The following is a 10,985-nucleotide window of genomic DNA, read 5'->3' as shown; positions in this document are numbered from 1 at the left end:
AAGAGAGTACCCTAAAATAGTGAATCCGCTTTCATTGTTAGGGAGAAAAAAACTGCCCACAAATACTTGACTCAATCCCCCTAGTCTTTTTACTTTTCAATCCAATTTTGGTATGGTACGATAGATTTAAACAAAGGCAAATTTTTTTGCTTAGCACCAACTATCCTCTAACTGAATAGGATATTAGTGTACCATGAAAACGGCTGAAACGTCTTATTTGAAACTTTCAAATATTTGTCTCGCATACATTGTCTGCCCATTTTAACTGTGCTGCTGTCATCATCTGATGGCAGCTTTCGTCGTTTTATAAGGGTATTGACGTTGATTATTCTTCTCAATGAAAAAAGGAGGAGCGGTTATGAGTTTAGAAGCAAAAATGTTATCGATGAAGAGAGAACAACAGAGGAACGTATCATCGGTTTGGGAGCAACTAAAACCTCATATGGAGTTAATTGCCGCAATTGTTAGTGGAATTTTGATTTTTTTCGGTTGGCTGTACAGTAAGCCTGAAATGACAGGCATTTCTATTACGTTTTACATTCTTGCCTATATCATCGGTGGATTTGCAAAAGCAAAAGAAGGCATTGAAGAAACGATTGAAAATAAAGAACTGAACGTTGAAATGCTCATGGTGTTGGCAGCAATTGGTGCGGCGATCATCGGCTACTGGACAGAAGGTGCGATGTTAATTTTTATATTTGCGATGAGCGGAGCGTTAGAAACATACACGTCAAATAAAAGTCATAAAGAAATCTCGGCGCTCATGGAGTTGCAACCAGAAGAAGCGTTACGTATTACCGATGGGAAGGAAGAAAAAGTACATGTTTCCAAGTTAACCGTTGGCGACCTTATTTTAGTAAAACCAGGGGAACGCGTACCAGCCGACGGCATTATTATCAAAGGCGAAACGACAATCGATGAGTCGGCGATTACCGGTGAATCGATGCCTGTACAAAAAGAAATGGACAGTGAAGTGTTCGCAGGAACGGTAAACATCAACGGTTCGATAACTATTCAAGTGACAAAGCCGAGCAGCGAAACATTGTTCCAAAAAATTATTCAGCTTGTTCAATCGGCGCAAAGTGAAAAATCTCCTTCCCAGCTTTTTATTGAAAAATTTGAAGGTCAATATGTAAAAATTGTGCTACTAGTCGTATTCGTGATGATGTTCCTTCCACATTATCTGCTTGGGTGGAGCTGGACCGACACGTTTTATCGGGCGATGATTTTACTTGTTGTTGCTTCCCCTTGTGCACTTGTCGCATCAATTATGCCAGCCACACTTTCAGCCATATCAAACGGAGCTCGTCACGGAATTTTATTTAAAGGCGGCGTTCACTTAGAAAACTTAAGCCACATTCGGGCCATTGCCTTTGATAAAACCGGGACGCTGACCAAAGGAAAACCAATGGTTACTGATGTCATTGTGCGTGATGATTTAAATGAAGAAGAAACGATGCAGACCATTGCCTCCATCGAAAATCATTCGAACCATCCGCTTGCTCAAGCGATTGTACAATACGTGAAAAAGAAAGGAATCGCTACGTTTATCGAACCAGAGCAAGTGAAAGATGTTTCTGGATGGGGGATTGAATCTACGATTAACGGGGTTCATTGGAAAGTCGGAAAAGCGGAATTCGTCGGTAACGAACAAGCGTACGCATTTGCTGACGGCCGAATGCATCAATTAGCCGCTGAAGGAAAATCAATCGTGTTTGCAGCCGATGACAAAGGCATTGCTGCCCTCATTGCATTAAAAGACGTAGTACGGGATGATACGATTCAGGCGATTCAAGCACTGAAGGAACATGGGATTTATACGATTATGCTCACAGGAGATAGCGAAACGACGGCTAAAGCGATTGCTGCTGAATCAAAAGTTGATGATTATTTAGCGGAGTGCTTACCAGAAACGAAAGTGGAATATGTGAAAAAGCTGAAGAAAAAATACGGCACCGTGGCAATGGTAGGTGATGGGATTAACGATGCACCGGCATTAGCTGCGGCCAACGTAGGTATTGCGATGGGAGAAGGAACGGATGTCGCTTTAGAAACGGCTGATGTCGTTCTTATGAAAAATGACTTGCCTCGCATTGCAGAAGCGATTCGCTTGTCTAAACGAATGAATCGCATCGTCAAACAAAATATCGTCTTTTCGATTACTGTGATCATGTTACTTATTGCCTCCAACTTCCTGCAACTCATTGACCTGCCGTTTGGGGTCATCGGCCATGAAGGAAGTACAATTTTAGTCATCTTAAACAGCTTACGGTTGTTGAAATCGTAATGGAAGGAGTTGATCCTTGTAGGGTCAACTTCTTCTTTTTAATGTTCACGAGTTGGCACATAGAGGCCTTGAATTGGAACTAAAACTTTAATTTAGGTACAACTATTTTTTGGCACATTAAACTTATTTTTTTGCTCATAAAACCTCTGAATTGAAACATAAAACTTATTTTTTGACTCATAGAAGTCCTGAATTGGCACATAGACTTATATGAAGCAAACCTCTAGTTTAGGACATAACCAAAATTCTGCTTTAATGAGAAGTAAATCTAAAAACCGTTCAATATAAAAGCCAATCCCCCATTAATAGGAGAATTGGCTTTCCCTTAATGATAACCGTTTTGTTTGTTAGCCGAACTAGACGTTTTATGTTTCGGAGTTTGCTTTTTGTTTTGCTTTGTTCCGCCATCTTTATTTGCTGATTTTGTCATCACTCATCCCCCCCAATATGTGGTTAATATCCACATCAATAGTATGTAACAGGAGGAGCACTTTTATGAGCTAACATTTTGTCTCTTCGCTAATGAATGCGTTAAGTTCGCCACCTAAAATGAGAATTACCGCCGTTAAATAAAACCAAATAAGCATGACGATAATTCCACCGATGCTTCCATAGATTGCTGAAAAATCACCGAAATTTGCGACGTAATAGGAGAACATCCATGAAACGACCATCCAGCCGAATGTAGCAAAGAGCGACCCCGGAACGACGGAACGACATTGGATTTTTTTATTTGGCGAAAAAAAGTAAACACCAATAAACACGACAAATAAAACGATGGCACTGATAAGCCAACTCGAGTAATCCCAAATTTGTACAAACTGATCTGACACGCCGAGTTGCAAAAAGATAAAATACCCGATTTGCTTACCGAACACCGGAAGAAGTAAAACAAGTAAAATCACGAATAATAAAAGGATCGTTAAGACGATAGACATAACGCGAATGGTAATAAAAGACCGATTTTCATTGACATCGTACGCCCGATTCATCGCTTTAACAATTCCTCTCATGCCACTCGATCCAGACCATAACGTACCGATGATACCTATGGATAGTAAACCACTATTTGACTTTGTCATTACTTCTTCTAACGTTCTCTCAATAATTACCATTGGCTGCTTGGGAGCAAAATCCCGAATGATTCCGAGCAAATCATCTTGGGAATACGGTAAATACGAAATTAGTGTCACTAATACAATTAATAACGGAAATAAGGATAAGAAAAAAAAGTACGATAACTGTGCGGCCATTCCGAAGCAATCATGATGTATAACGGATTGCAAATAACGATTGACAAACGAAACAAGCCCATTAGGATGCTTTCTCGGCATGCCTTCACTCCTTTATTCTTCTTTTTGCTCTTCATTGGAGGCAGACACTTCTTTTAGCGGTTGAGTTTGCTCTTTTAATTGGTTCACCATCTGTTCGACGTCGTTTTTAATTATTTCAAATTGTTCCCGATAGTCGTTGTACACTTGCATAACTTTCTCTATTTTTTCGTTCGGATTTTTTAAAAATTGTTGCACCCCTTGATAGCCGTCTTTCGTTTTGGACCAAACCGCTTTTCTTGTATCTTCGTCAAGCAGTGTAAGAACCCCACCTACCAATGCGCCCCATAGCACTCCTTTGACAAAACGTTTTTCCTGTTTCAATGATTCTCCTCCTTTCTTATATGGATTCGTTTTTTCGAATATGCTGTAGTAACCCGCGACATCCTTCAGTTATTAGTTCATACACTTCATCAAAGTTTCCTGTGTAATAGGGGTCGGGTACGTTTTTTACCGGATGATCAACATAATCCATTAAACGTCTTACTTCTGCCTTCGGATTTGCACTTATAATCCGGCGGACATCGCGCTCATTCGCTTCATCCATTACGACAATATAATCAAATGTTTCTTCATCTTCTTTTCGAATTTGACGAGCCACAAGTCCGGACGTATCAATATTATTTTTGGTTAAAATATCAAGCGTTCCACGATGAGGTGGCTCGCCAACGTGCCAGTGACCCGTCCCTGCAGAATCAATGTGAATCTTGTCGGCTAGTCCTTCTTTTTTAACTAAGTCTCGAAACACCGCTTCCGCCATCGGTGAACGACAAATATTACCTAAACAAACGAATAGTACATTTACCATAATGAACTCCCTTCCTCTGGTGAAAATGACTTTTCCCACTTTCATCATACAATGATTTATCATTCTTTTCATATAATTTCCCTTTTCTTATTTGACAACCTTCCCGTTTCATGAAAAGATAAAACTACAAACGAGACGAAAGGAATGGAGAAAGTGGATCTTTCTGTTAAGTCAGTAGAAAATGTGGAGTATATGATTGAAAAAATTAAAGAAAAGTTAAAGGTTGTCAATATGGGAGCGATTAAACCAGAACACTTTGATGAAAATTTGTACGAAGAACTTCGTGACATTTACGAAATGGTGATGAAACGCTCGTCATTTAGCCCAAGTGAAATGCAAGCAATAGCTGAAGAATTAGGAAGCTTACGGAAAAATAAGTAGCGTTCGTCATTTATCGACAACTGCATTTCCCAAGAAATACCCTGTTTAGAGATGAATCGACAAAAAGTTCCTGGCTATCGGTACTTTTTGTCTTTTTTTATATTCTGAGCTTTGTTTTTTAAATAAAGAGCGAGGTGGCATAATCCTGTATCTACGCCTATGGATTAATTTCGTCAAATAACCGACCATTATGTTTAGACAAATATGGTACATTTTTTCTTTAAACGACAACCTTTGTTACTATTTGGACACTAGTAAATGGTCAAGTAGACAGATTCAAATGAGCCGATTAACAAAAGGAAAGAGCTGTCCCCTTCTCTTTTAGGTCAGCTCTTTCTTTTACAATGGTGTATTTGCTATTTTACATTAAGTTTCATGCCGAATACTTTCCGTTTAACCGATTTTACTTTACGTTCCATGCTGAATACTTTCCGTTTATCCGATTTTACTTTACGTTCCCGCTGAATACTTTCCGTTTAACCGATTTTACTTTACGTTCCCGCTGAATACTTTCCGTTTAACCGATTTTACTTTACGTTCCCGCTGAATACTTTCCGTTTATCCGATTTTACTTTACGTTCCATACCAAATACTTTCCGTTTAACCTGTTCGCGGTAAAATAAGCACTTCGACGCGGCGGTTTTTGGCACGACCGCTTTCCGTATCGTTCGGTGCTATCGGTTGGAACTCGCCAAACCCTTTGGCGCTAAACCAGCGCGGATCTAATTGGTCATTTTCTAAAAGTAACTTCATAAAGTTTACCGCTCGCATGACACTTAATTCCCAGTTCGAAGAAAACTCCGAATTATTGATTGGTACATTATCGGTATGTCCACTAATAATAATGTTTCGTGGCGGATTCATAATAAGTAAATTGGACACTTCTCTGGCAACGTCCACATCTTCCGGTCGAACTTCCGCACTTCCTGATTCAAACAACACATTATCTCGTATCGTTAACAACAGGCCTTCATCTGAAAGGGATGTTTCAAACTTATCGGCTAGTTGCCGTTGCTTGATATAGGTGTCAATTTTAGCCTTTAATTTCGTCAACTCTTCTTGTTCCTTAGCGTGAATATCATCATCGGTAATATCTTTCGTCTGTTTTCCTTCCTCATTGGCAGGAACAGGGGTTTGGTATTCCATCACACCTGTCCCCCCAATAAATAATTCGTTAAACACTTGGGACAACGCTTGAAATTTTTTCGCATCCACCGAACTCATCGAAAACAAAACAATAAATAATGCTAGAAGAAGGGTTAAAAGGTCCGCATATGGAATTAACCACGTTTCATCGATATGTTCGTGTTCGTGCTTCTTTTTACGCCGGCTCATATTGCTTCACAACGCTTTCTTCCTGTAATTCTTTGCGCTCATTTGCTGGTAAATAGGAAGCCAATTTTTGTTCAATCGTCCGCGGTGATTCCCCTTCTAACACGGATAAAATCCCTTCGACCATCATAAGTTTTAATTGCACTTCTTGTTTGGATTTCCGTTTTAATTTATTTGCAAATGGATGCCATAACACATACCCTGTAAAAATACCAAGTAATGTCGCCACGAATGCCGCCGCAATGGCATGTCCTAATTCGTCCGTGTTCTCCATATTACTTAAAGCCGCAATTAAACCTACAACGGCACCAAGAACTCCTAACGTTGGAGCATATGTACCGGCTTGGGTAAATATGGCCGCACCCGCTTGATGACGCTCTTCCATCGCTTCAATTTCTTCGTTTAACACATCCCTTATGTAATCCGCACTTTGTCCATCAACCGCTAAGCTTAATCCATTTCGTAAAAATGGATCTTCAATTTCATTCGCTTGCGCTTCTAACGCCAACAGTCCTTCTTTTCGGGCAGTTTGCGCCCAATCGGTAAACAGCTTAATGACATCTTTCGGCTGCATATGATTGGATTCTTTAAACAAAATCCCGAACAATTTTGGTACCTTTTTAATTTCATGTGTTGGAAAGGCAATGATTACAGATGCTGCTGTCCCAAGTAAAATAATTAGAATCGCAGCAGGATTAATTAAGGCCGATAAGTGAACCCCTTTTAAAATCATTCCTACCCCTACTGCAACAATTCCTAAAATAATTCCTATCAATGTTGTTCGATCCATTATCGTCACCCTTATTCCTTGTTTCTTCCCCGTCCTCCAAGTTTTCGCGGGGTTATCTACCTATGTTTATCGACAAAAATCGCTAATTCTTTAGAAACCAAAAGAAAAAAGCTGCCTTTGAAAAGACAACTTAATCAGAAGTTAACCGTTTTTCAATTTTTTGCTCGTAATTTTTAAAAATGGAAGAGTTTGTTTGCACCCGCTTTTTGGCCAGCCATTGATTATAACGAACACGCTTTTCGTTTAGTTGTTGCTCCAGTTGTTTTCGTTCCTCTTCGTCTTTACACGACTTCAACAAATCTTCAAACGTTAAGAGTTCTTTTTTCCAATTTGCTTCCTCTGGTAAATAATTTGCGTTTTTCAACAGACGATACGCCATCCGTAATTCTTCCGGTACGTATTCATCATCCAGTTTTAAAGGCCTTCCAAACCCCGGTAAGTTTTGAAACTCACCCTCTTCATACGCTTTTTTTATACGCTCTTCCGACAACCGTATCCAATCCAACACGAATCCCTCCTTTCTTCTATTGTAAGTAAAATCGTATCGGCTCTGCACGACAAATACGATCCATTTTGTTACAATTTTTACCATCAGGAATTCAACAATAGAAGAACATACTATGGATAAACGTATGAAGGAGGGAATCTCAAATGGGAAGAGGAAAAGCGTTTCACCATAAGAAAAAAGGGCATGAACCACAATCACCTCATAACAGTATGGCCGAAAAACATACGAAAGAACGAATAGAAGACGAAGAATACATTGTGACGCAAGAAGCGTTTAAAAACCGAGTCGGAATGACACCAGAACCAGATTATGATAACGAGGATATGGTGAGATAGCAACAAAAGGGTGCCCAATTTAGGGACACCCCTTTTCATTTTTTAAGAATTCACGATCTCTAATTGATCCATGGCCATTGAAGGTCCAAAAAATTCATAACGAATGTGGGTTTCTGGAAGTCCAAGTTCCTGTAAGTGATGAATGATTGTCTGCATAAACGGAACCGGACCGCACACATAGCAAATCGTATCTTTATGAACGATTGATTGAAGGAAATCTTTCGTAATAAAGCCTTTTAAATCGTATTCGCTATTTTCATTAATTGGTTGCTCATAAATAGTGAATTGACGAGCATGTTCTAACTGACCAATCAATTGTTTGACATCCTCTTTAAACGCGTGAACATCTTCATTTTTCGCTGCATGAATAAAAGACACACGACGATTGGATTTTATTTTAACTAGGTGCTCTAACATGCTCATCATTGGTGTTACTCCTACTCCACCACTAATGAATGCCACATCATTTTTTTCTGTTTCCTCGAGAACAAAATCACCAGCAGGCACACTTACTTCGATCGTATCCCCAACATGGAAGTGATCGTGTAAGTAATTAGACACTTTTCCGTGGGGTTTTCGGTCCGCTTCCCGTTTTACAGAAATACGGAACGTATTATTTCCTGGCGCGGATGATAAACTATATTGACGATTCAGTGTATATTCTTCTCCAGGTATTTGCAGGCGAACCGTAATGTACTGACCTGGTTGAAACATTGGTAATGGCGCTCCGTCTTTTGGTTTTAAGTAAAAAGAGGTAATCACACTACTTTCTTCTTCTTTTCGTACAAGGACGAATTCTTTAAAGTCCTTCCAACCTCCTTCTTGTTCTGCCGCCTCTTTATACATCTCTTGTTCTATATCAATAAATACTTTAGCAATCACTCCATAAGCTTCTTCCCATGCTTGTAATACTTCGTCTGTTGCCTCGTCACCAAGCACTTCTTTTATCGCAAGCAACAAATGTTTTCCGACAATTGGATAATGTTCTGGTTTTACACCTAAACTGCGATGCTTGTGCGCTATTTGTTTGACCACAGGAAGCAATACATGGAGTTGGTCGATATGTTCCGCAGCCGCGTAGACTGTATTGGCTAATGCCGTTTGCTGACGACCTTTTTGTTGATTGGCATGATTAAAAATATTTAACAGTTCCGGATGGTTATTTAGCATCATTCGATAAAAACAAGACGTAATTTCTGTTCCGCGAGCAGCTAAAATTGGCACGGTAGATTTGACAATTTCAATCGTTTTTTGGGATAACATAATGGTCCCTCCTAAAAGAAGTATTTAAAATACATCTTTAGGGTATCGCTTAATCATTTTAAAAGCAATATTTCAAATGCATCTTTTATAAAACTGTCACATTTTCGACAGGGAAATTGGCCACATTGTATAATGAAACCAACGTGACATGGACGTTGTAGTGAAGGAGATGAAACAAATGAGACTAACCAACTATACCGATTACTCCTTGCGCGTTCTTATTTATTTAGCAACAAAACCGAATGAAGAATTATCCAATATTAAAGAAATCGCAGACGTATACGGAATTTCAAAAAACCATCTGATGAAAGTCATCTACGATTTAGGACGGTTAGGATATATTGAAACGATTCGAGGTCGAAATGGAGGGATTCGACTGAACAAACGTCCAGAAGACATTAATATTGGTGAAGTCATTTTACAAACAGAAGAAGATTTTCACCTCGTCGAATGCTTTCATCCAGAAAAAAATAGTTGTGTCATCTCACCGGTTTGTTCATTAAAACATGCATTAAATAAGGCACTTGACGCTTATATTTCTGTTTTGAAAGAATATACCCTTGCAGACTTTATTCGAAATCCCGATGCGTACCGGGAATTGTTTGAGAAGTAACATTAAGCCCTACAATTTTTTCGACTCTCGAAGGAACTTATGATAAAATAAGGAAAGAAAATTTTGAAAAAGGAGCGACGATTATGTCGAATTTCCAGGAAAAGCTACATAAATATGCGGAACTAGCTGTCAAAGTAGGCGTGAATATTCAAAAAGGCCAAACACTTGTTATTAATGCATCCATTGATGCAGCTGAGTTTGTCCGTCTCATTGTCAACTATGCATACCAAGCTGGAGCAAAAAACGTCATTGTGAACTGGAACGATGACATAGTTACACGTACGAAATACGAACTGGCTCCAGATGAAGCGTTTCATGAATTTCCAAAATGGCGTGCAAAAGAAATGGAAGAGCTCGCGGAACAAGGAGCTGCGTTCATGTCCGTTCTTTCCTCAAGCCCTGATTTATTAAAAGGCGTCAATCCGGAACGTATCGCAAATGCTCAAAAAGCGGCTGGTCAAGCGCTGGCAAAATATCGTCAATACATTCAAAGCGACAAAGTAAGCTGGACGGTCATCGCAGCTGCTTCTAAAGAGTGGGCGGAAAAAGTATTCCCAGACGTCCGCAGCGAAGATCCAGTCGAAAAATTATGGGATGCCATCTTCAAAGCAACACGCATCGACCAAGACAATCCGGTAGTAGCATGGAAAGAACACGATCAAAAACTTCACCAAATCGTGGATTATTTAAACAACAAGCGATACAAAAAACTTCATTATAAAGCCCCTGGTACCGATTTAACGATTGAATTGCCAGAAACTCACATTTGGGTTGGGGCAGGTAGCGTGAACAAAGACGGGGTTGAGTTTATGGCCAACATGCCGACAGAAGAAGTCTTTACCGTCCCATTAAAAACGGGTGTAAACGGATACGTATCAAGCACCAAACCATTAAGCTACGGTGGAAACATTATTGATAATTTCACGCTCACGTTTGAAAACGGTCGAATCGTTGATGTAAAGGCGGAGCAAGGTGAAGATATTTTAAAACGGTTAGTGGAAACGGACGAAGGCTCACACTATTTAGGTGAAATTGCTCTCGTTCCACATTCTTCACCCATTTCGCAAACGAACGTCTTATTCTATAACACGCTATTTGACGAAAATGCGTCCAACCATTTAGCGATCGGAAATGCGTACGCCTTTTGCATCGAAGGCGGAAAAGAAATGTCCAAAGAAGAGCTTGAACATGCTGGCTTAAATTCAAGTATTACGCATGTGGACTTTATGATTGGTTCGGCTGAAATGGACATCGATGGCATTTTAGCTGACGGAACTACAGAGCCAATATTCCGTAACGGCGAATGGGCGTTTGATATAGCAAAATAACGGACATTG

The 10,985-nt window shown here is 39.7% G+C and carries 12 protein-coding genes; 5 read left to right on the top strand and 7 right to left on the bottom strand.

Going from position 1 to position 10,985, the window contains the following annotated elements; translation table 11 throughout:
* Positions 1-358: 358 nt before the first annotated feature.
* The gene (gene cadA, locus H0Z31_10820) at positions 359-2,287 is read left to right on the top strand and encodes a cadmium-translocating P-type ATPase (protein ID MBO8177934.1); all 1,929 of its coding nucleotides are present in this window, start codon (positions 359-361) and stop codon (positions 2,285-2,287) included.
* Positions 2,288-2,787: 500 nt separating this feature from the next.
* Here cadA and H0Z31_10815 read toward each other — a convergent pair whose 3' ends face one another.
* From H0Z31_10815 to H0Z31_10805, 3 genes are read right to left on the bottom strand one after another with little or no spacing between them, the layout of a single operon-like run.
* Complete coding sequence (locus H0Z31_10815; GenBank protein MBO8177933.1) at positions 2,788-3,621, bottom strand: YihY/virulence factor BrkB family protein; 834 nt, start codon at positions 3,619-3,621, stop codon at positions 2,788-2,790.
* Positions 3,622-3,633: 12 nt separating this feature from the next.
* Entirely contained in the window at positions 3,634-3,942 is a 309-nt protein-coding gene (locus H0Z31_10810) for a YtxH domain-containing protein (protein MBO8177932.1), read from the bottom strand.
* A 16-nt stretch (positions 3,943-3,958) separates the two neighbouring features.
* Complete coding sequence (locus H0Z31_10805; GenBank protein MBO8177931.1) at positions 3,959-4,426, bottom strand: low molecular weight phosphotyrosine protein phosphatase; 468 nt, start codon at positions 4,424-4,426, stop codon at positions 3,959-3,961.
* Between the two features lie 153 nt (positions 4,427-4,579).
* Between H0Z31_10805 and H0Z31_10800 the strand changes: the two genes are divergently transcribed.
* Positions 4,580-4,807 (top strand): DUF1128 domain-containing protein, encoded by a 228-nt coding sequence (locus H0Z31_10800; protein ID MBO8177930.1) that lies wholly within the window; start codon positions 4,580-4,582, stop codon positions 4,805-4,807.
* Positions 4,808-5,407: 600 nt separating this feature from the next.
* Here the strand turns inward: H0Z31_10800 and motB are convergent.
* The 3 genes from motB to H0Z31_10785 form a co-directional block, all read right to left on the bottom strand.
* Positions 5,408-6,142 carry a flagellar motor protein MotB gene (motB, locus tag H0Z31_10795; protein MBO8177929.1) on the bottom strand — a complete coding sequence of 245 codons (735 nt, stop codon included), beginning with the start codon at positions 6,140-6,142 and terminating at the stop codon, positions 5,408-5,410.
* Entirely contained in the window at positions 6,129-6,929 is an 801-nt protein-coding gene (gene motA, locus H0Z31_10790; protein ID MBO8177928.1) for a flagellar motor stator protein MotA, read from the bottom strand. The genes motB and motA overlap by 14 nt, the downstream gene beginning before the upstream one ends.
* Positions 6,930-7,059: 130 nt before the next feature.
* Positions 7,060-7,434: a DUF1992 domain-containing protein gene (locus H0Z31_10785; GenBank protein MBO8177927.1), complete on the bottom strand. Its 375-nt coding sequence runs from the start codon at positions 7,432-7,434 to the stop codon at positions 7,060-7,062.
* 146 nt (positions 7,435-7,580) lie between these two features.
* On the opposite strand from H0Z31_10785, the gene H0Z31_10780 reads away from it, so the two are divergent.
* Positions 7,581-7,772, top strand: a complete 192-nt coding sequence (locus tag H0Z31_10780) for a hypothetical protein (protein ID MBO8177926.1) — start codon at positions 7,581-7,583, stop codon at positions 7,770-7,772.
* A 42-nt stretch (positions 7,773-7,814) separates the two neighbouring features.
* Here the strand turns inward: H0Z31_10780 and hmpA are convergent, their stop codons facing one another.
* Complete coding sequence (gene hmpA, locus H0Z31_10775) at positions 7,815-9,035, bottom strand: NO-inducible flavohemoprotein (GenBank protein ID MBO8177925.1); 1,221 nt, start codon at positions 9,033-9,035, stop codon at positions 7,815-7,817.
* A gap of 178 nt (positions 9,036-9,213) precedes the next feature.
* Here hmpA and H0Z31_10770 point away from each other — a divergent pair, with 178 nt between their 5' ends.
* Both H0Z31_10770 and H0Z31_10765 read left to right on the top strand, forming a co-directional pair.
* Positions 9,214-9,648 (top strand): Rrf2 family transcriptional regulator, encoded by a 435-nt coding sequence (locus tag H0Z31_10770; protein ID MBO8177924.1) that lies wholly within the window; start codon positions 9,214-9,216, stop codon positions 9,646-9,648.
* Positions 9,649-9,731: 83 nt separating this feature from the next.
* Complete coding sequence (locus H0Z31_10765) at positions 9,732-10,976, top strand: aminopeptidase (GenBank protein ID MBO8177923.1); 1,245 nt, start codon at positions 9,732-9,734, stop codon at positions 10,974-10,976.
* Positions 10,977-10,985: the final 9 nt, after the last annotated feature.

This window comes from Bacillus sp. (in: firmicutes), from assembly GCA_017656295.1.
Classification (GTDB): Bacteria; Bacillota; Bacilli; order Bacillales; family JACDOC01; genus JACDOC01.
The sequence above is the reverse complement of the archived record's forward strand: the minus strand, read 5'-3'. Positions and strand labels throughout refer to the sequence as shown.